The organism is Nonomuraea bangladeshensis (assembly GCF_039529455.1).
GTDB lineage: Bacteria > Actinomycetota > Actinomycetes > Streptosporangiales > Streptosporangiaceae > Nonomuraea > Nonomuraea bangladeshensis.
The window spans coordinates 267,511-286,674 of sequence record NZ_BAAAMV010000007.1 but is presented as its reverse complement, the minus strand read 5'-3'; the positions used below and the strand labels follow the sequence as shown (position 1 = coordinate 286,674).

17 protein-coding genes and 1 tRNA gene are annotated in these 19,164 nt (G+C 70.6%); 13 read left to right on the top strand and 5 right to left on the bottom strand.

The window, feature by feature from the left end; all coding sequences use genetic code 11:
- Positions 1–108 precede the first annotated feature (108 nt).
- Positions 109–1,917 (top strand): ABC-F family ATP-binding cassette domain-containing protein, encoded by a 1,809-nt coding sequence (locus tag ABD292_RS24325; RefSeq protein ID WP_344210985.1) that lies wholly within the window; start codon positions 109–111, stop codon positions 1,915–1,917.
- A 313-nt stretch (positions 1,918–2,230) separates the two neighbouring features.
- Here the strand turns inward: ABD292_RS24325 and ABD292_RS24320 are convergent, their stop codons facing one another.
- Entirely contained in the window at positions 2,231–2,737 is a 507-nt protein-coding gene (locus tag ABD292_RS24320) for a MarR family winged helix-turn-helix transcriptional regulator (RefSeq protein ID WP_329589730.1), read from the bottom strand.
- Positions 2,738–2,794: 57 nt separating this feature from the next.
- Between ABD292_RS24320 and ABD292_RS24315 the strand changes: the two genes are divergently transcribed.
- The 3 genes from ABD292_RS24315 to ABD292_RS24305 are packed head-to-tail and all read left to right on the top strand — an operon-like array spanning position 2,795 to position 5,441.
- Complete coding sequence (locus ABD292_RS24315; RefSeq protein ID WP_344210982.1) at positions 2,795–3,565, top strand: trans-aconitate 2-methyltransferase; 771 nt, start codon at positions 2,795–2,797, stop codon at positions 3,563–3,565.
- The gene (locus ABD292_RS24310) at positions 3,562–3,909 is read left to right on the top strand and encodes a VOC family protein (RefSeq protein WP_344210980.1); all 348 of its coding nucleotides are present in this window, start codon (positions 3,562–3,564) and stop codon (positions 3,907–3,909) included. The genes ABD292_RS24315 and ABD292_RS24310 overlap by 4 nt, the downstream gene beginning before the upstream one ends.
- Positions 3,910–3,959: 50 nt before the next feature.
- Positions 3,960–5,441, top strand: coding sequence for a CYTH and CHAD domain-containing protein (locus ABD292_RS24305; protein ID WP_344210978.1), 1,482 nt, complete (start codon positions 3,960–3,962; stop codon positions 5,439–5,441).
- On the opposite strand, the gene ABD292_RS24300 is transcribed toward ABD292_RS24305, so the two are convergent.
- From ABD292_RS24300 to ABD292_RS24285, 4 genes are all read right to left on the bottom strand, one after another.
- Positions 5,416–6,273, bottom strand: coding sequence for an NUDIX hydrolase (locus ABD292_RS24300; RefSeq protein ID WP_344210976.1), 858 nt, complete (start codon positions 6,271–6,273; stop codon positions 5,416–5,418). The two genes, ABD292_RS24305 and ABD292_RS24300, sit on opposite strands and share 26 nt — an antisense overlap.
- The gene (locus ABD292_RS24295; RefSeq protein ID WP_344210974.1) at positions 6,260–8,323 is read right to left on the bottom strand and encodes an RNA degradosome polyphosphate kinase; all 2,064 of its coding nucleotides are present in this window, start codon (positions 8,321–8,323) and stop codon (positions 6,260–6,262) included. The genes ABD292_RS24300 and ABD292_RS24295 overlap by 14 nt, the downstream gene beginning before the upstream one ends.
- A gap of 120 nt (positions 8,324–8,443) precedes the next feature.
- On the bottom strand, positions 8,444–9,343 hold the full coding sequence (locus ABD292_RS24290; RefSeq protein WP_344210972.1) for a TetR/AcrR family transcriptional regulator: 900 nt from the start codon (positions 9,341–9,343) through the stop codon (positions 8,444–8,446).
- Positions 9,344–9,395: 52 nt separating this feature from the next.
- Positions 9,396–10,331 (bottom strand): acyl-CoA desaturase, encoded by a 936-nt coding sequence (locus ABD292_RS24285; RefSeq protein ID WP_344210970.1) that lies wholly within the window; start codon positions 10,329–10,331, stop codon positions 9,396–9,398.
- 267 nt (positions 10,332–10,598) lie between these two features.
- Here ABD292_RS24285 and ABD292_RS24280 point away from each other — a divergent pair.
- The 9 genes from ABD292_RS24280 (at position 10,599) to cysN (ending at position 19,130) form a co-directional block, all read left to right on the top strand.
- Positions 10,599–10,670: transfer RNA gene (locus ABD292_RS24280), tRNA-Gln, on the top strand.
- A 135-nt stretch (positions 10,671–10,805) separates the two neighbouring features.
- Entirely contained in the window at positions 10,806–12,257 is a 1,452-nt protein-coding gene (gene glmU, locus ABD292_RS24275; protein WP_344210968.1) for a bifunctional UDP-N-acetylglucosamine diphosphorylase/glucosamine-1-phosphate N-acetyltransferase GlmU, read from the top strand.
- On the top strand, positions 12,254–13,231 hold the full coding sequence (locus tag ABD292_RS24270) for a ribose-phosphate diphosphokinase (protein WP_329589748.1): 978 nt from the start codon (positions 12,254–12,256) through the stop codon (positions 13,229–13,231). Before glmU ends, ABD292_RS24270 begins: the two co-directional genes overlap by 4 nt.
- A 49-nt stretch (positions 13,232–13,280) precedes the next feature.
- The gene (locus tag ABD292_RS24265) at positions 13,281–13,964 is read left to right on the top strand and encodes a 50S ribosomal protein L25/general stress protein Ctc (RefSeq protein WP_425565151.1); all 684 of its coding nucleotides are present in this window, start codon (positions 13,281–13,283) and stop codon (positions 13,962–13,964) included.
- Between the two features lie 66 nt (positions 13,965–14,030).
- Positions 14,031–14,615: an aminoacyl-tRNA hydrolase gene (pth, locus tag ABD292_RS24260; protein WP_344210964.1), complete on the top strand. Its 585-nt coding sequence runs from the start codon at positions 14,031–14,033 to the stop codon at positions 14,613–14,615.
- 117 nt (positions 14,616–14,732) lie between these two features.
- Entirely contained in the window at positions 14,733–16,169 is a 1,437-nt protein-coding gene (locus tag ABD292_RS24255; protein WP_344210962.1) for a sugar transferase, read from the top strand.
- Positions 16,169–16,933, top strand: coding sequence for a 3'(2'),5'-bisphosphate nucleotidase CysQ (locus ABD292_RS24250; RefSeq protein WP_344210960.1), 765 nt, complete (start codon positions 16,169–16,171; stop codon positions 16,931–16,933). The genes ABD292_RS24255 and ABD292_RS24250 overlap by 1 nt, the downstream gene beginning before the upstream one ends.
- Before the next feature lie 19 nt (positions 16,934–16,952).
- Positions 16,953–17,867 (top strand): sulfate adenylyltransferase subunit CysD, encoded by a 915-nt coding sequence (gene cysD / locus ABD292_RS24245; RefSeq protein ID WP_344210958.1) that lies wholly within the window; start codon positions 16,953–16,955, stop codon positions 17,865–17,867.
- Entirely contained in the window at positions 17,868–19,130 is a 1,263-nt protein-coding gene (gene cysN, locus ABD292_RS24240; protein ID WP_329589758.1) for a sulfate adenylyltransferase subunit CysN, read from the top strand.
- Positions 19,131–19,164: the final 34 nt, after the last annotated feature.

The window sequence follows — 19,164 nt, the reverse complement described above, 5'->3', positions numbered from 1 at the left end:
GCCACTCATCATGGTAACGGTCAGCAGTCGTAAGGCAACTTTGAGTAATGAAGGGAGGGTGAGGAGACGGCGAGGTGCTGGGCGGGGAGCCGATACCCTGAGTAGGTCATGAATCTGGTCAATCTTGAGTCGGTCTCCCACGCCTACGGGCCCAAGCCGCTCCTCAGTGACGTCTCCCTGGGCATCGAGGCCGGGGAGCGCATCGGCGTCGTCGGACGCAACGGAGGCGGCAAGACGACCCTGATGTCGGTGATCGCGGGGGAGGTGCGGCCCGACAGCGGACGGGTCACGCACACCCGCAACCTCCGGATCGGGTTCCTGTCGCAGCACGACGCGCTCGACCCGGCGGCCACCATCGGCGAGATCGTGCTGGGCGGGCTGGCCGAGCACGAGTGGGCGGGCGACCAGGCGATCCGCGAGATCCTCGCCAACCTGATCGGCGACCTCGACCTCGGCTCCAGGGCCGCGGACCTGTCGGGCGGCGAGCGCCGGCGCACCGCGCTGGCCAAGCTGCTCATCGACGACCACGACCTGATCATGCTGGACGAGCCCACCAACCACCTCGACATCGAGGCCATCGCCTGGCTCGCCGCGCACCTGTCGGGCCGCAAGAGCGCCCTGCTCGTGGTGACGCACGACCGGTGGTTCCTCGACGCGGTCTCCACCCGCACGTGGGAGGTCGTGGACGGGCGCGTCGAGCGCTACGAGGGCGGATACGCCGCCTACGTCCTCGCCAAGGCCGAGCGGGCGCGCATCGCCCAGGCCGCCGAGGAACGCCGCCAGAACCTCATGCGCAAGGAGATCGCCTGGCTGCGGCGCGGCCCGCCCGCCCGTACGTCCAAGCCGAAGTTCCGCATCGAGGCCGCCCAGGCCCTCATCGCGAACGAGCCCCCGGCGCGCGAGACCGTCGAGCTGATGCGCTTCGCCGCGGCCCGGCTCGGCAAGACGGTGTACGACCTGGAGGACGTCACCCTGCACGCCGGCGGCCCGGAGAACGGGCCGCTGGTGCTCGACCGGTGCACGTGGCAGTTCGGGCCCGGCGACCGCATCGGGCTGATCGGGGTCAACGGCTCCGGCAAGTCGTCGGTGCTGCGCCTGCTCGCCGACACGGTCAAGCCCGACTCGGGCCGCGTGGTCCGGGGCCGCACCGTACGCCTCGCGCACCTTTCGCAGGAGCTCACGGAGCTGGACCCGACGCGACGGGTGCTGGAGTCGGTCGAGGAGGTGCGCAAGTACCTCCAGCTCGGCAAGAAGGAGTGGTCGGCCTCCCAGCTGCTCGAACGCCTCGGCTTCAAGGGCGACGCGCAGTGGAAGGTGATCGGCGACCTGTCCGGCGGCGAGCGGCGGCGGCTGCAGCTCCTCAGGCTGCTCATGGACGACCCCAACGTCCTGCTGCTCGACGAGCCCACCAACGACCTCGACATCGAGACGCTCAACGAGCTGGAAGACCTGCTCGACGGCTGGCCCGGCACGCTCGTCCTGGTGAGCCACGACCGCTACTTCCTGGAGCGGGTCACCGACCGGTGCGTGGCGCTGCTGGGCGACGGGCGGCTGTCGCTGCTGCCCGGCGGCGTGGACGAATACCTCGAACGGCGGGCCGCGGGCACCGCGCTGACCGCCAGGGTGGCGGGCGGCGCCGGCGCGGCGGTCACCGCCTCGGCGTCCCAGGAGAGCGCCACGGCGACCGGCGAGCTGTCGGCCAAGGAGGAGCGCGAGCTGCGCAAGGAGCTCAACCGCCTGGAACGCCAGCTCGACAAGCTGGCCGGGCAGGAGGAGCGGCTGCACGCGGCCATGGCGGAGGCGGCCAGCGACTACGCCCGGCTCGGCGCTCTGGACGGCGAGCTCCGGGAGATCACGGCGCAGAAGGACGCGATCGAGTCGGAGTGGCTCGAACTCGCCGACCGCCTCGGCGACTGACGCGACCGACCGACCCTGGTCCGCCTGCCCCAAGGCGGGGTCATGCCAGGGGTCTGCCCAGGTCAACGGACGTTTTTGTGAGGGATGTCGGGCGCGCGGTCCGGGTAAGGAGCGGCTGGGACGTGGGGTGAGCGGGCTCCCCGGTGAGGGGCGCCCGGCGTCAGCGGGCCCTCGGGAGGGGCGCCCGGCGTGAGCGGGCCCCCGGGGAGGGGCGCTCGGCGTGAGCGGGCTCCCGGGGTGGGGCCGCCCGGCGCGAGCGGTGCCGCCGCGCCCGACGTGAGCACGGGTCGAGCGAGGTGCCGGGTGGGCGGGGTCAGCTGGGGGAGTCGAACGGGGCCAGCAGGGTGCGCAGCAGCGAGGCGAGCGTCCGCTGATCGGCCGCCCCCAGCCCCGACAGCAGCTCGTGCTCCCGCCGCAGCAGGTCGGCGAAGGCCGCGTCCACCCGGGAGAGCCCCGTGTCCGTCAGCGACACGAGGACGCCGCGCCGGTCCTCGGGGTCGGGCCGGCGTCGTACGAGACCCGCCTGGGCGAGCCGGTCGATGCGGTTGGTCATGGTCCCAGAGGTGACCAGGGTGGCCCGGAGCAGGGTGCCGGGGCTCAGCTCGTACGGCTTGCCGGCCCTGCGCAGTGCGGTGAGCACGTCGAACTCCCACGGTTCGAGGTCGTGCTCGGCGAAGGCCGCCCGCCGCGCCCGATCGAGATGCTTGGCGAGACGTGACACTCTGGAGAGCACCTGGAGCGGCTCGACGTCGAGGTCGGGGCGCTCCGTCCGCCAAGCGGCGACGAGGCGATCGACCTCGTCTCTAGCTTCCTCCGTCATGACACACAAGTGTACTGTCTTGACATCGAGATATCTCTCTCGATATCAATTATCTTCATGTCGAGAGATATCTGGGACCCGGTGACCTACGCGGTGTACGCCGACGAGCGTTCCCGGCCGTTCATCGAGCTCATCTCCAGGGTGGGGGCGGTCGACCCCGATTATGTCGTGGACGCCGGCTGCGGCAGCGGCGAACTCACCGCAGACCTGGCCACCCGCTGGCCGAGGGCGACCGTCGAAGGGTTCGACTCCTCGCCCGCCATGATCACCAAGGCGCGCGGCCTCGGCACGTCCGTGCACTTCGCCGTCGCCGACGCCGAGACCTGGCGGCCCGACCGGCCCGTGGACGTGATCGTCTCGAACGCCCTCCTCCAGTGGGTGCCCGACCACCGCTCGGTGCTCGAACACTGGATGGAGTCGCTGGCCGCGGGCGGCTGGCTGGCGTTCCAGGTGCCGGGCAACCACGACGCCCCGAGCCACGTCGCCATCCGGGAGCTGTGCGCCTCCCGCACCTGGTCGGACAAGCTCGGCGGCTACCAGCGGCTCGCCGAGGTGGACGACGCCCTCGGCTACTGCGACCTGCTCAACCAGGGCGGCACGCAGGTGGACGCCTGGGAGACGACGTACGTGCACGTGCTGAAGGGCGAGAACCCCGTGCTGGACTGGGTGTCGGGCACGGCCCTGCGCCCGATCCTCGACCGGCTGGACCACGGCGACCAGCGGCGCTTCAAGGCCGACCTCGGCGAGCTGCTGGCGCAGGCCTATCCGGCGAGGAGGTACGGCACGCCGTTCCCGTTCCGCCGCGTCTTCGTGGTGGCGCAGAAATGATCATCGGGCTGCACCACGTCCAGCTGGCCGCGCCGGCCGGCAGCGAGCCGCTGCTCAGGGAGTTCTACGCGGGGGTGCTCGGCCTGCGCGAGATGCCCAAGCCGCCGGAGCTGGCCGCCCGTGGCGGTGTCTGGTTCAGGGGCGAGGGCGTGGAGGTGCACCTGGGCGTCGAGCCGGACTTCCGGCCGGCGCGCAAGGCGCATCCCGCCTTCCTGGTGGACGACGTGGATGCCCTGGCCGCCGCGATCCCCGGGGCCGTGCCCGACGACCTCCTGCCCGGCCACCGCCGGGTCTACGTCACCGATCCGGTCGGGAACAGGATCGAGCTGCTGCAACCCCGGTGAGTTCACCTTGGGGTGGCAGAATCGTCCGAAATCGGACTTTGTGAGGTGTAGTGGGCATCGAGATCGAGGACAAGTTCGACGTTCCGTACGACTACGCGCTTCCCGACCTGGGCGACCTCGCCACCGGCGTCACCGGGCCGAAGAGCTACCAGCTCGTCGCGCTCTACTACGACACACCCGACCTGCGACTGGCCGCCAGAGGCGTGACGCTCCGGCGGCGAAGGGGCGGCGACGACGCCGGTTGGCATCTCAAGCTGCCCAAGGCCAAGGGCGTCCGGCAGGAGATCGCCGTGCCGCTCACCCGGAGCACCAGGACGGTCCCCCCGGAGCTGGCCGAGCTGGTCCGCGCCTACACCCGCGGCGCCGAACTGGAGGTGGTCGCCGAGCTGGACACCCGCAGGAGCGTCACCGTCCTGCACGACGGCGGGACCAGGCTGCTGGAGGTCGCCGACGACCGCGTCAAGGCCACCGACCGCCGCGAGGGCGGCCGGGTCGTACGCTGGCGCGAGGTCGAGGCCGAGCTGATCGACGAGAGCCGGCGGGCGCTGCTGGCCAAGGTCGGCAAGCGGCTGAGGAAGGCCGGCGCCGAGCCGTCCGGGGCCGCCAGCAAGCTCGCGAAAGTGCTCCAGCCGGCCCCGCCGCCCCTGGCCGGCTGCGAGCCCGGCTCGGCGGGCGAGGTCGTGCTCGCCTACCTCGCCGGTCAGGTGAACGCCCTCCTCTCCCAGGACCCCCGCGTACGCCGCGCCGAGGACGACGCCGTCCACCAGATGCGCGTGGCCTCCCGGCGGCTGCGCAGCGCGCTGAAGGCGTTCAGGACCGTGGTGAACGGCACCGAGCAGGTCCAGGACGAGCTGCGGTGGCTGGGCACCGTGCTCGGCGAGGCCCGCGACCTGGAGGTCATGCGGGCCAGGTTCGGCGAGCGGCTGGCCGGGCTGCCGTCCGGGCTGATCGTCGGCCCCGTCCGGGAGCGCCTCGGCGCCGACCTGCTCGCCCGCGAGCGGGACGCGTACGAGCGGATCAAGGACGCCCTCAGCGGCGAGCGCTACTACACGCTGCTGAACGCCCTCGACGCGCTGCTCGCCGGCCCGAGTCTCGGCAAGGCCGCGCCCAAGCCCGCGAAGGAGCGGCTCGCCGTCATCGCGGCGGACAACTGGAGCCGGGTGACCAAGGCGTACGACAGGGCCCAGGCCGTCGAGGACCCGGAGCGCCGCGAGATCGCCATGCACGACGTGCGCAAGGCGGCCAAACGCGCCCGTTACACCGCCGAAGCGCTCCGGCCCACCCTCGGCAAGGGCATGGCCAAGCTCGCCGAGCGGGCCGAGGACATCCAGGAGGTGCTGGGGGCGCACCAGGACGGCGTGGTCGCGCAGGAGACGCTGACCGAGGAGGCGGAGCGCGCCAGGCGGGCGGGCGAGGACACCTTCACCTACGGCCTGCTCGTCGGGATCGAGCGCGACCTCGCCGCGCGGGCGCACGCCGACTTCCCCGGGGTGTGGGCGGAGACGGTCAAGGCGGTGGCGAAGCTGCTGTGACCCGGTGGCGTTCGACGCCGACGACCTGGTCGCCCGCCCGGTGCAGCACGGCGAACGCGCCCTTGCGCAGGTTGATCTCCTTGCCGGTGAGGGCGTGGAGCAGCCCGGGCAGCACCTTGCCGTGGCTGCACACGACCGCCGGGACGGTGATCTCGCGCACCAGGACGGGCGTCTTGCGCGGGTCCTGGCCCTCCTCGCTGAGCAGCGGGTCCAGCAGGATCTCGCCGCCGTACGGCTCCAGCGTCTGCACGCAGCGCGCGCTCGGCGAGCTCATCAGCAGCTCGGGCCGGTAGGCGGGCAGCGCGGTGGCCAGGACGGCGGCCTGGGCCCGCCCGCCGGCGTCGAGCGGGCGGCGCTCGTCGTCGCCGTCCCACTCGGCGCGGGAGCCGGCCGTGGCGTGCCGGACGAGCACGAGCGGCACGGTCTCCAGCGGCGCGCCGGCCAGACGGCGCACGAGCCCGGCGTCCCACCCGAACGTCAGCAGCGCCGCGGCTCGCTCCGGCGGCAGCCAGCTCAGCTCGTCGACCTCCTCGCCGGGCGTGAAGCCGTCGTCGGCGACCACCCGCGCGACCCAGTAGTCGACCCGCTTGAGCCGGCCGCGTACGAGGTAGTGGACGGGCGGCAGGGCGCGGCCGAGCGCGACCGTGAGGCCGGTCTCCTCGCGCACCTCGCGCAGCGCGGCGGCGACGACGTGCTCGCCGGGTTCGAGCTTGCCCTTGGGAAGGGTCCAGTCGTCGTAGGCGGGGCGGTGGATGACGGCCACCTCGGGACGGCTCGCCGGCCCCCGCCACACCACGGCTCCGGCGGCCCGGAGCAGGTCAGTCGTCGTCAACGGTCCTCCATCGCCGGGTGCTGATGAGATGGGTCTGGAGGTCCTCGCCGGGATGGCGGGTCCAGGAGCCGTCGGAGCCCAGCCACCACGTGCTCGTCGTCTCGGCCATGGCGAGGTCCATCAGCTCGACGAGGTACGCCTTGTGCTGCTGCGAGGTCACCTTGACCAGGGCCTCGACGCGGCGGTCGAGGTTGCGGCGCATGAGGTCGGCGCTGCCGATCCAGATCTCCGGCCGCCGCCCGAGGCCGAACTCGTAGACGCGGGAGTGCTCCAGGAACCGCCCCAGGACCGACCGGACGCGGATGTTCTCCGACAGGCCGGGGATTCCCGGACGGAGCGCGCAGATGCCGCGTACCCACAGGTCGACCGGCACGCCGGCCCGCGAGGCCCGGTAGAGGGCGTCGATGATCGGCTCGTCGACCAGCGAGTTGGTCTTGATCCGGACGCGGGCGGGCCGCCCGGCCTGCTGGTGGGCGATCTCCCGCTCGATCCTGGCCACCAGGCCGCTGCGCATCGAGTGGGGGGCGACGAGCAGGCGGCGGTAGGCGGAGTGGTTGGAGTAGCCGGTCAGGTGGATGAACAGGTCGGTGACGTCCTCGCCGACCAGCGGGTCCGCGGTGAGCAGGCCGAAGTCCTCGTACTGGCGGGCGGTCTTGGGGTTGTAGTTGCCGGTGCCGATGTGGCAGTAGCGGCGCAGCTCGCCCGAGGGCTCCTGGCGGACGACGAGGGCCAGCTTGCAGTGGGTCTTCAGGCCGACCACGCCGTAGACGACGTGGCAGCCGGCCCGCTCCAGCTTGCGCGCCCAGGAGATGTTGGCGTGCTCGTCGAACCTGGCCTTGATCTCCACGACCACCACGACCTGCTTGCCCGCCTCGGCCGCGTCGATGAGCGCGTCGACGATGGGGGACTCGCCGCTGGTGCGGTAGAGGGTCTGCTTGATCGCCAGGACGCGCGGGTCGGCGGCGGCCACCTCGATGAAGCGCTGGACGCTCGTGGCGAAGGAGTCGTACGGGTGGTGCAGCAGCACGTCGCGCTCGCGCAGCGTGGTGAAGATGTCGTCCTCGGCGCTGATGGCCTCGGCCGGCACGAACGGGCGGTAGCTGAGCTCGCCGCGCTCCAGGTCGGCGATGGCGTGCAGGCCCGACAGGTCGAGCGGCCCCGGCAGCCGGTAGATCTCGTGCGGGGCCAGCTCCAGCTCCTCCACGAGCGGCGCGAGCACCTCCGGCGTGATCGTCTCCTCGACCTCCAGCCGCACCGGCGGGCCGAAGCGCCGCTTGAGCAGCTCCTTCTCCAGGGCCTGCATGAGGTTCTCGGTGACGTCCTCGTCGACGTCGAGGTCCTCGTTCCTGGTGACGCGGAAGACGTGGTGCTGGAGGATCTCCATGCCCTTGAAGAGCTGGCCCAGGTGGGCCGCGATGACGTCTTCCAGCGGGACGAAACGGTCCTTCGACGCCAGGATGAACCGGGGGAGCTGCGAGGGCACCTTGACGCGGGCGAAGACCGTGTGGTCGGTGGCCGGGTTGCGGACCAGGACGGCCAGGTTGAGGCTGAGGCCCGAGATGTACGGGAACGGGTGCGCCGGGTCCACCGCCAGCGGCGTCAGCACCGGCCGGATGCGTTCCCTGAACAGCTTGCGCAGCTCGGTGCGCTCCTCGCGGTCGAGGTCGTCCCAGCGGACGATCTCGATGCCCTCGCCGGCGAGCTGCGGGCAGATCTTGTCGTGGAAGACGGCCGCGTGCCGCCGGGCCAGCGCGTCGGCGACGCCGGCGAGGCGGACCAGCTCGTCGCGTGGTTTGAGCCCGCTCTTGGTCCGCAGCAGCAGTCCGGTGGCCATGCGCCGTTTGAGCCCGGCGATCCGGACCCGGAAGAACTCGTCCAGGTTGCTGGCGAAGATGGCGAGGAAGCGCACCCGCTCCAGCAGGGGGAGAGTGGAGTCCTCGGCCAGTTCGAGCACGCGCTCATTGAACTGGAGCCAGCTCTCCTCCCGGTTGAGGAAGCGCTCCTGCGGCAGCGGCAGATCGTTGGCAGGAGACACCGGTTCTGCGGACATATGGCGTATATTGCCCCGTTTGGTTGAACATCACGTTAACGGCACCGCAACGCTCGTTCTCGCTGATCAGCGCCCCTCTTCCTTCTATGGTCACGCAGGGCCGCCGTCATGTTCAACCCGTCACTCGGACTGATCCACCTGTTCGAGGCGCGCGGCCCGCTCGGCGAGCTTGGCCTCCCGCTGGCGGATCTTCTCCTCGCGCTCGCGCGCCTTCTCCGCCTCCTTGAGCAGCCGCTCGCGCTCCTTCAGCTCGCGGACCCGGGCCTTCTCGGCCTCTTTCAGCTCGCGCTGGCGGACCTTCTCGGCCTCCTTCAGCTCCCGCTCGCGGGCCTTCTCCAGCTCGCGCAGCTCCTTCTCGCTGCTCGGGCGGGGCTTGGGCGGGGCGGCGGCGCGGGCCTGGGTGACGGCGCTGATGGCCGGGTGGGGGTTGAGGCCCCTCAGACCGTTCCAGGCCAGGTTGACCAGGTGGGCCGCGACCTCCTCGCGGCCCGGCTTGCGCACGTCGAGCCACCACTGCCCGGTGAGCGCGACCATGCCGACCAGCATCTGGGCGTACATGGGGGCGGACTTGGGGTCGTAGCCCCTCGCCGCGAACTCGTCGGCGAGCACGTCCTCGACCTGGCTCGCGATCTCGCTGATCAGGCTCGCGAAGGTGCCGGTGCCCGAGGCGGCGTGCGAGTCGCGGACCAGGATGCGGAAGCCCTCGCTGCTCTCCTCGATGTACTGGAGCAGCGCGAGCGCGGCCCGTTCCACCTTGATCAGGGAGTGGGAGGCGGCCAGCGCCTCGGTGATCATCGTGAGCAGCTTCTGCATCTCACGGTCGACGACCACCGCGTAGACGCCTTCCTTGCCGCCGAAGTGCTCGTACACGACGGGCTTGGACACCTGCGCGGTGGCCGCGATCTCCTCGATAGAGGTCCCGTCGAACCCCTTCTCGGCGAAGAGCGTGCGGCTGATGCGGATCAGCTGCTCTCGTCGCTCGCTACCGGACATGCGCCTGCGAGATCGGGGTTCGGTCACAGGTTCCATAATGACGGCCACGCTCCCGTGGCCGCTCATCGGAGCTTTCTCGTCAGGCAACCCGCTTCGCCGCCAGGCGCTCGGGGGTCGGCCAGCGCACGTCGTGGACCCAGCCGAACCGCTCGAAGATCCGGATCAGGCCGGCGCTCAGGTCGATCTGGCCCTTGAGCGCGCCGTGGCGGGCGCAGGTCGGGTCGGAGTGGTGCAGGTTGTGCCAGGACTCGCCGAAGGACGGGATGGCCAGCCACCACACGTTGCGGGACTTGTCGCGCGTCTGGAAGTCCTCCTCGCCGAAGACGTGGCAGATGGAGTTGATGGACCAGGTCACGTGGTGCAGCAGGCCGATGCGGATCAGGGAGCCCCAGAAGAACGCGGTCACCGCGCCCTGCCAGGACCAGGTGAAGAGGCCGCCCAGCACCGCGGGCAGCAGGATCGAGGTGAGGGCGATCGGGCCGAACCACTTGTGCAGCTTCATCACGTCCGGGTCCTTGCACAGGTCCGGGGCGTACTTCTCGCGGTTGGTGCGCTCGCTCTCGAACAGCCAGCCCATGTGGGCGTAGAGCAGGCCCTTGGCCATGTTCTTGAAGCCGGGGCCGAAGCGCCACGGCGAGTGCGGGTCGCCCTCCTTGTCGGAGAACTTGTGGTGCTTGCGGTGGGTGGCCACCCAGTCGAGCACGGACATCTCCAGCGACAGGCTGCCGGCGATGCCGAGGGCGATCTTCAGCGGCCGCTTGGCCTTGAACGAGCCGTGCGTGAAGTAGCGGTGCAGGCCCACGGTGACGCCGAGGCCGGAGACGACGTAGAAGACGAAGGCGATGGCGATGTCCGTCCAGCCGAGACCCCATCCCCAGGCGAACGGAACGGCCGCGGCGACCGCGACGAGGGGGAGCCCGACGACCAGGCCGAAGGTGACGAGTTCGGCGCGGGATTTCGGCTCGGGTTCGAAGTCCGGCTTGGGTGCGGGGGAACGTTCGGCGAGAACGGTCATGGGCGACCTCCAACAGCACGTATGAGGATGATTGTCCGGGCTACGCAACCGTAACCTACGCCATCGTAGGTTAGGAAGTCCTGTGCCGCGGATTGCGGAGATGTGACGCTCTTCCCCGTAAGGTGGGTGGGAATCATCGCTTGTGGCGGTTGGCGCGTTCTGTTATAAGAAGCGACCCTGGCACCTGCGCGGATGGTCAATCCCGGCGCGGGACCGGGCCAGGGCTCGGTATCGTAGGGATGTGTCGGACGCCACGTGTCCGATCTGTCCCGGATCGTCTAATCGGCAGGACAAGTGGTTTTGGTCCACTTTGTAGGGGTTCGAGTCCTCTTCCGGGAGCTTTGAGGCCAGACCCGGCGCGATTGTCCGGGGGTCGGGCAGGTATCCTCACGGTGTCGGGAGGGTAGCGGTGCGGTAGTCATAGAGGAGCCGTACCAATGGCCCTGATCGTCCAGTCACAGGGAGCCTCAGTCCGTGAGTGTGCCGCGCCCGGCAGCCGTGATCGTCCTCGCCGCCGGCGAGGGCACCCGGATGAAGAGCCAGACCCCGAAAGTCCTGCACGAGCTGTGCGGCCGCGCGTTGGTCGACCACATGCTCTCCGCCGCCCGCGAGCTCGATCCCGAGCGGCTCGTCGTCGTCATCGGCCACGCGCTGGAGCAGGTCGGCGGCCATCTGGCGGCCCACAGCCCCGACGCCCGCGCCGTCGTCCAGCGTGAGCAGCGGGGCACCGGCCACGCCGTACGCACCGTGCTGGAGGAGCTGGGCACGATCCCCGGCACGGTCCTCGTCACCTACGGCGACGTGCCCCTCCTGCGCACCCAGACCCTCGCCGCGCTGCTCGAACGGCACGCCGCCGACGGCAACGCGGTCACCGTGCTCACCGCCGAGGTGCCCGACCCGACCGGCTACGGCCGGATCATCCGCGACGGGTCCGGGGCGGTCCTGGAGATCGTCGAGGAGAAGGACGCCACGCCCGAGCAGCGGGCGATCACGGAAATGAACTCCGGCATCTACGCCTTCGACGGCGAGCTGCTCGCCGACGCCGTCAAGCGCGTGTCCACCGACAACGCCCAGGGCGAGGAATACCTCACCGACGTCCTCGCCATCCTGCGCGGCGACGGCCACCGGGTCGGCGCCTGCGCCGCCGGCGACCACGTCGAGGTCGAGGGCGTCAACGACCGGGTGCAGCTCTCCGCCGCCCGCAAGGTGCTCAACCGGCGCCTGCTCGAGGACCACATGCGCGCCGGGGTCACCATCATCGACCCCGACAGCACCTGGATCGACGTCGGCGTGCGGATCGCGCCCGACGCCGTCATCCACCCCGGCACCCAGCTCCACGGCGAGACCGTCATCGAGGCCGGCGCCGAGGTCGGCCCCGCCACCACGCTCACCGGCACCCGCGTCGGCGAGCGGGCGGTCGTCCGCAACGCCGTCTGCGACCACGCCGACATCGGCCCCGAGGCCAGCGTCGGCCCCTACGCCTATCTGCGGCCCGGCACCGTGCTCAAGCACAAGGCCAAGGCCGGCACCTTCGTCGAGATGAAGAACGCCACCGTCGGCGAACGTTCCAAGGTGCCGCACCTCACCTACGCCGGCGACGCCACGATCGGCGACGACGCCAACATCGGCGCGTCCACCGTCTTCGTCAACTACGACGGGGTCAACAAGAGCCACACCACCGTGCGCGACGGCGCCTTCGTCGGCTGCGACACCATGCTCGTCGCCCCGGTGACCGTCGGCGACGGCGCCTACACCGCGGCGGGCTCGGTGATCATCGACGACGTTCCCCCCGGTGCCATCGGGGTGGCGCGAGCGCGTCAGCGCAACATCGAGAAATGGGTCTTGCGCAGGCGCGCGGGCACCAAGTCGGCCGCGGCCGCCGAGCGTGCGCTGGCGGAGCGAGAGCAGCAGGAGAATCAGCAGTGACCAGCATCAAATCGCCCGGCGAGAAGAACCTCATGCTCTTCTCCGGCCGGGCACACCCGGAGCTGGCCGAGGAGATCGCCCGGCATGTGGGCGTCTCCCTCACCCCCACCAAACTCATCGACTTCGCCAACGGCGAGATCTACGCCCGCTACCTGGAGTCGGTGCGCGGCTGCGACGCCTTCGTGATCCAGAGCCACACCGTCCCGATCAACCAGTGGATCATGGAGCAGCTGATCATGGTGGACGCGCTCAAGCGCGCCTCCGCCAAGCGCATCACCGTGGTCATGCCCTTCTACGGCTACGCCCGCCAGGACAAGAAGGGCCGCGGTCGCGAGCCGATCACCGCCCGTCTCATCGCCGACATGTTCAAGACCGCGGGCGCCGACCGGCTCATGTCGATCGACCTGCACACCTCGCAGATCCAGGGCTTCTTCGACGGCCCGGTGGACCACCTGTTCGCCATGCCGGTCCTGGAGAACTACCTCAAGAACAAGCTCGACCTCGACAACACCACCATCGTCTCGCCCGACACCGGCCGGGTGCGGCTGTCGGAGCGGTGGGCCGACACGCTCGGCACGCCGCTCGCGTTCATCCACAAGCGCCGCGACCTCGACGTGGCCAACCAGGTCAAGGTCAGCGAGGTCGTCGGCCGCGTACGCGGGCGCACCTGCGTGCTCATCGACGACATGATCGACACCGCGGGCACCATCTGCAAGGCCGCCGACGCGCTCTACGAGCAGGGCGCCACCAACGTGATCGTCGCGGCCACCCACGCGGTCTTCTCCGACCCCGCCGTCGACCGGCTGAAGAACTCCCGCATCAGCGAGGTCATCGTCACCAACACGCTGCCGTTGTCGCAGGCCGCCAGGTTCGACAAGCTGACGGTGCTGTCCATCGCCCCGCTGATCGCGAGGGCCATCACGGAGGTCTTCAAGGACGGCTCGGTCACGAGCCTGTTCGAGGGTGACACCTGAGCCCTATAAACTGAACCGGTTGCGCTCGTAACGCCTTCCGCTAGGGCGGGTGAGGGAGAGCGCCGACGACCGATTCCCCACCGCATCCCTAGGAGATGTCGTGTCCGAAGTACGTATCGCCGCAGAGCCCCGCACCACGTTCGGCAAGGGCGCTGCCCGCAAGATCCGCCGCTCCGACAAGGTGCCCGCCGTTCTCTACGGGCACGGCATCGAGCCCAAGCACCTCACCCTGCCGGGCCACGAGGTCCTGCTCGCGCTCCGCACGCCCAACGTGCTCATCCGGCTCAAGGGCGACGGCGTCGACGAGCTCGCGCTGCCCAAGGGCGTCCAGCGTGACCCGATCAAGGGCTTCGTCGAGCACGTCGACCTGCTGCTGGTCAAGCGCGGCGAGAAGGTGACCGTCGAGATCCCGGTCACCACCGTCGGCGACGTCAACAGCGAGGGCCTGCTCGACCTGCAGCTCACCGCCGTCCCGGTCGAGGCCGAGGCCACCAACATCCCGACCGGCGTCGAGGTCGACGTCGAGGGCCTGGAGGTCGGCGCCTCCGTCACCGCCGGCGAGCTCAAGCTGCCGGAGGGCTCCTCCCTCGCCACCGACGCCGAGACGGTCGTCGTCCAGGTCATCGCCAAGCCGACCGAGGCCGCCGAGGAGGCCGAGGGCGAGGCTGCCGAGGGCGAGACGGCCGAGGCCGCCGCCGAGGGCGAGAGCGCCGAGGCCACCGCCGCCGAGTAACGGTTTCCGTCGTAAACGGGGCGGCTTCCTTCGAGCCGCCCCGTTTCCGCGCGTAAAGGGGTGCAAATGGACCGCTGGCTGATCGCCGGCCTGGGCAACCCGGGGCCCGAATACGCGGGCAACCGGCACAACGCCGGCTTCATGGTGCTCGACGAGCTGGCCGCCCGGGCGGGCGCGCGGTTCAAGGCGCACAAGAGCCGGTCCGAGGTGTGCGAGACCCGCGCCGCCATCCTGGCCAAGCCGCTGACGTACATGAACCTGTCCGGCGGGCCGGTCAAGGCGCTGTCCGACTTCTACAAGATCGGCCCCGAGCGGCTGATCGTCGTCCACGACGAGCTGGACGTCCCCTACGGCGCGCTGCGCGCCAAGCTGGGCGGTGGCGACAACGGCCACAACGGCCTGAAGTCGATCACGAAGGTGCTCGGCACCCGCGACTACTTGCGGGTGCGCTTCGGCATCGGGCGTCCGCCCGGCCGCATGGACCCCGCCGCCTTCGTGCTGAAGGACTTCGCCACCGCCGAGCGCAAGGACCTGCCCTTCCTGGTGGACCGGGCGGCCGACGTCGTGGAGTCGCTCATGACCCACGGCCTGGAGGCCACCCAGAACGAGTTCCATCGGGCTGATCTGCACATTTCCGGCCCTCCTCGCTGATCCCCGCATAGGGTCGTTCGCCGGTCCGGCGTCCTCCGCACCGCTACCATCTGTGACTGTCCGTTGCAGAATGGTCACCCGGAGGACAGTGCGTTGCGCGGCCATGATGAGAGCCTCATGACCGTCGGCTCCGGTCACGTCGTCTCGCGGCGGGGCGGCCCGCGCGAGCCGAGCTGGGTGCACGCCTATCGGATCAAGGCCGTGGTCGCCGATCTGTGCGGCGCGGGCATCGGGGCCGGGGTGGCGTTCGGGGTGCGGTTCGGCGGGTTCACGCCTTATGTGGTGCCGTACGTGCTGGTGAGCCTCGCGCTGCCGGTCGTCTGGACGCTCGCGGTTGCGCTGCACCGGGCGTACGAGCCGCGCATGGTCGGCGTCGGCTCCGAGGAGTTCCGCCGCGTCCTGCAGTCCGGCCTCACCCTCACCGCCGGCACCGCCATCGGCTCCTACGCGACCAAGACCGACGTCGCCCGCGGTTACGTGGTGCTCGCGCTGCCCCTGGTCACCCTGTTCTCCCTCGTCTTCAGGTACGCCCTGCGCCGCGGCCTGCACCGGTCCCGCGCGAGCGGCGGCTGCATGCGCAAGGTGGTCGCCGTCGGGCACGCCGCGTCGGTCGCGGAGCTGGTCGCGCTGTTCCGCGCCGAGTCCTACCACGGCCTCCACGTGGTGGCCGCCTGTCTGCCCGAGGGCGTGCCGGGCGAGCTGGTGGCCGAGGTGCCGGTGGCCGGCGACCTCAGCGACGTGCCGATCGCGGTCGACCAGTTCGACGCCGACACCGTGGCCGTGCTGGCCTGCCCCGAGATGGACGGCGAGGCGCTGCGCAGGCTGGCCTGGCGGCTGGAACGCACCCGCACCGAGCTGGTCGTCGCCCCCGCGCTCATGGACGTCGCCGGGCCACGCAGCACGATCCGCCCGGCCGCCGGGCTGCCCCTGCTGCACGTCGAGCATCCCGAGCTGGCGGGGCTGCGGCAACTGCTCAAGAACGTCTTCGACCGCGTGGTGGCCGCGGCCCTGCTGGTGCTGCTGGCCCCGCTGATGGCCGGTCTCGCGATCGCGGTCCGGGCCACCAGCCCGGGTCCCGCGCTGTTCCGGCAGACCCGGGTGGGCCGCGGCGGGCGGCTGTTCACGATCCTGAAGTTCCGCACCATGCGGCGGGGGGCCGAGCAGCAGAAGATCACGCTGGTGAGCGACCGCGAGGGGCTGCTGTTCAAGGTCCGCAACGATCCGCGGGTGACGCCGTTCGGCGTCCGGATGCGCCGCCACTCGCTCGACGAGCTGCCGCAGCTCATCAACGTCGTGCTCGGCCACATGTCGCTCGTCGGGCCGCGCCCTCCGCTGCCCGAGGAGGTGGCGCGTTATGGTGACGACGTACGACGGCGGCTACTCGTCAGGCCCGGCCTGACGGGGCTGTGGCAGGTAAGTGGTAGATCTGACCTATCGTGGGAGGAATCGGTCCGGCTGGACCTGCGTTACGTGGAGAACTGGTCCCTCACCCTGGACCTGCAGATCCTGTGGAAAACCTGGTCGGCCGTCGCCCGCGGGCAAGGAGCATATTGATGACGATTCGCGACGACCACGCCGTCGCCGCCGACCTGGCGAACGAAGCAGGCGAGAGACTGCTGCAGGTTCGCCGGCGCATGGGCTTCGACGACGCGGCCGCGCTGAAGGCCGAGGGCGACCGGAGCTCCCACGTCTTCCTCATGGAAGCGCTGGCCCGGCTGCGGCCGAGCGACAGCGTCCTGTCGGAGGAGGCCACCCGCGAGGAGCGGCTCGACCCGCGCCGCCTGTCCGCCGAGCGGGTGTGGATCGTCGACCCGCTCGACGGCACCCGCGAGTTCTCCGAGGAGGGGCGCGCCGACTGGGCCGTGCACGTGGCGCTCTGGGAGCGCGGCCGGCTCACCGCGGGCGCCGTGGCGCTGCCCGCGCAGGGCCGTACGCTCACCACCGCAGAGCCGCCCAAGCTGCCGTCGTCCGGCGGCGGGCGCTTCCGCATCGCGGTCAGCCGCACCCGCCCGCCGGAGTTCGTCCAGAAGCTCGCCTACCTCGTCGGCGCCGACCTGGTGCCGATCGGCTCGGCCGGGGCCAAGATCTCCGCCGTACTGACCGGCGAGGTGGAGGCGTACGTGCACGCCGGCGGCCAGTACGAATGGGACTCCGCCGCGCCGGTCGCCGTGGCGCAGGCCGCCGGGGCCCACACGAGCCGCGTGGACGGCGCCGAGCTGGCCTACAACCAAGCCGACCCCTCACTACCAGATATTCTGGTTTCCCTACCGGAGCTGGCGGCATCCCTGCTCGCCGGGATTCGGGACCTGCACCGCTAAACCGCCGGAGGAAGCTCCCATGCTGCAGCGCGACTACACAACGTCGCAGCTCGACGTGCTCGAAGCCGAAGCGATCCACATCATGCGCGAGGTGGCGGCCGAGTTCGAGCGCCCCTGTCTGCTCTTCTCCGGCGGCAAGGACTCCATCGTCATGCTCCGCATCGCGGAGAAGGCGTTCTGGCCCGCGGCCATCCCGTTCCCGCTCATGCACGTCGACACGGGCCACAACTTCGACGAGGTCATCGACTTCCGCGACCGCCGCGCCGGCGAGCTCGGCGCGCGGCTCATCGTGGCCAGCGTCCAGGACTCGATCGACCAGGGCAGGGTCGTGGAGGACACCGGGCGGCGCGCCTCGCGCAACCGCCTGCAGACCACCACGCTGCTCGACGCGATCGAGGAGCACGAGTTCGACGCGGTCTTCGGCGGCGCCCGCCGCGACGAGGAGAAGGCCCGCGCCAAGGAGCGGGTGTTCTCCTTCCGCGACGACTTCGGCCAGTGGGACCCGAAGAACCAGCGCCCCGAGCTGTGGAACCTCTACAACGCGCGCATCCGCAAGGGCGAGCACATCCGCGTCTTCCCGCTGTCCAACTGGACCGAGCTGGACGTCTGGGACTACATCCGGCGCGAGGGCATCGAGATCCCCTCCATCTACTTCGCCCACACGCGCAAGGTGTTCGAGCGCGACGGCATGCTGCTGCCCGACTCCGAGGTGGTCCAGCGCGGCGAGGACGAGCCCCTGTTCGAGGCGGTGGTGCGCTACCGCACCGTGGGTGACATGACCTGCACCGGGGCCGTGCAGTCCCAGGCCGCCACGGTCGAGGAGATCATCGAGGAGATCGCGGCGACCCGGATCACCGAGCGCGGGGCCACCAGGGCCGACGACCGCGCGTCCGAGGCCGCGATGGAGGACCGCAAGCGAGAGGGCTACTTCTAAATGGACATTCTGCGCTTTGCCACGGCGGGAAGCGTCGACGACGGCAAGTCCACCCTCATCGGACGCCTGCTGTTCGACTCCAAGGCGATCTTCGAGGACCAGCTCGAAGCCGTCGAACGCACCTCCCGCGACCGCGGCACCGAGTACACCGACCTGTCGCTGCTCACCGACGGCCTGCGCGCCGAGCGGGAGCAGGGCATCACCATCGACGTCGCCTACCGCTACTTCGCCACGCCGCGCCGCAAGTTCATCATCGCCGACACCCCTGGCCACATCCAGTACACCCGCAACATGGTCACCGGGGCCTCCACGGCCGACCTGGCGATCATCCTCATCGACGCCCGCAAGGGCGTGCTGGAGCAGTCGCGGCGGCACGCGTTCCTGACCTCGCTGCTGCGGGTGCCCCACCTGGTGCTGGCGGTCAACAAGATGGACCTCGTCGACTACGCGCAGGAGCGCTTCGAGGAGATCAGGGAGGAGTTCACGGCGTTCGCCTCCAAGCTCAACGTCTCCGACCTGACCTTCATCCCGATCTCCGCGCTCAACGGCGACAACGTCGTCTCGCGCAGCGAGAACATGCCCTGGTACCTCGGCACCTCGCTGCTGCACCACCTGGAGAACGTGCACATCGCCTCCGACCGCAACCTGACCGACGTGCGCTTCCCCGTCCAGTACGTCATCCGCCCCCAGCGGGCCACCGACCACGCCTTCCACGACTACCGGGGCTACGCCGGGCAGGTCGCGGGCGGCGTGCTCAAGCCCGGCGACGAGGTCGTGCACCTGCCCTCCGGGCTGAGCACCCGCATCGCCTCCATCGACACCTTCGACGGTCCGGTGGAGGAGGCGTTCCCGCCCATGTCGGTGACGCTGCGCTTCGAGGACGACCTCGACATCTCGCGCGGCGACATGATCGCCCGGCCCAACAACCAGCCGGCCGCCGCGCAGGAGCTGGAGGCGATGGTCTGCTGGATGGCCGACGGCGTCAAGCTGACCCCGCGGTCCAAGCTGACGATCAAGCACACCACCCGTACGGCGCGGGCGCTCGTCCGCGACCTGCACTACCGGCTCGACGTCAACACCCTGCACCGCGACGAGGAGGCGACCTCGCTCGGCCTCAACGAGATCGGCCGGGTGTCGCTGCGGGTCACGCAGCCGCTGTTCGTCGACGACTACGCGCGCAACCGGCTCACCGGCGGCTTCATCCTCATCGACGAGGCCACCAACGGCACGGTCGGCGCGGGGATGGTGCTCGACGCGCGCTGAAGGTAGATCTTTCTGGCGTTCCGTGACCGGTCGA

What these genes read in the sequence shown, in the direction of transcription:
- ABD292_RS24325 (WP_344210985.1), top strand. Translation starts at nt 109, where the DNA reads ATGAATCTGGTCAATCTTGAGTCGGTCTCCCACGCCTACGGGCCCAAG.
- ABD292_RS24320 (WP_329589730.1), bottom strand. Translation starts at nt 2,737, where the DNA reads ATGACGGAGGAAGCTAGAGACGAGGTCGATCGCCTCGTCGCCGCTTGG.
- ABD292_RS24315 (WP_344210982.1), top strand. Translation starts at nt 2,795, where the DNA reads ATGTCGAGAGATATCTGGGACCCGGTGACCTACGCGGTGTACGCCGAC.
- ABD292_RS24310 (WP_344210980.1), top strand. Translation starts at nt 3,562, where the DNA reads ATGATCATCGGGCTGCACCACGTCCAGCTGGCCGCGCCGGCCGGCAGC.
- ABD292_RS24295 (WP_344210974.1), bottom strand. Translation starts at nt 8,323, where the DNA reads ATGTCCGCAGAACCGGTGTCTCCTGCCAACGATCTGCCGCTGCCGCAG.
- ABD292_RS24285 (WP_344210970.1), bottom strand. Translation starts at nt 10,331, where the DNA reads ATGACCGTTCTCGCCGAACGTTCCCCCGCACCCAAGCCGGACTTCGAA.
- pth (WP_344210964.1), top strand. Translation starts at nt 14,031, where the DNA reads ATGGACCGCTGGCTGATCGCCGGCCTGGGCAACCCGGGGCCCGAATAC.
- ABD292_RS24255 (WP_344210962.1), top strand. Translation starts at nt 14,733, where the DNA reads ATGACCGTCGGCTCCGGTCACGTCGTCTCGCGGCGGGGCGGCCCGCGC.
- ABD292_RS24250 (WP_344210960.1), top strand. Translation starts at nt 16,169, where the DNA reads ATGACGATTCGCGACGACCACGCCGTCGCCGCCGACCTGGCGAACGAA.
- cysD (WP_344210958.1), top strand. Translation starts at nt 16,953, where the DNA reads ATGCTGCAGCGCGACTACACAACGTCGCAGCTCGACGTGCTCGAAGCC.
- cysN (WP_329589758.1), top strand. Translation starts at nt 17,868, where the DNA reads ATGGACATTCTGCGCTTTGCCACGGCGGGAAGCGTCGACGACGGCAAG.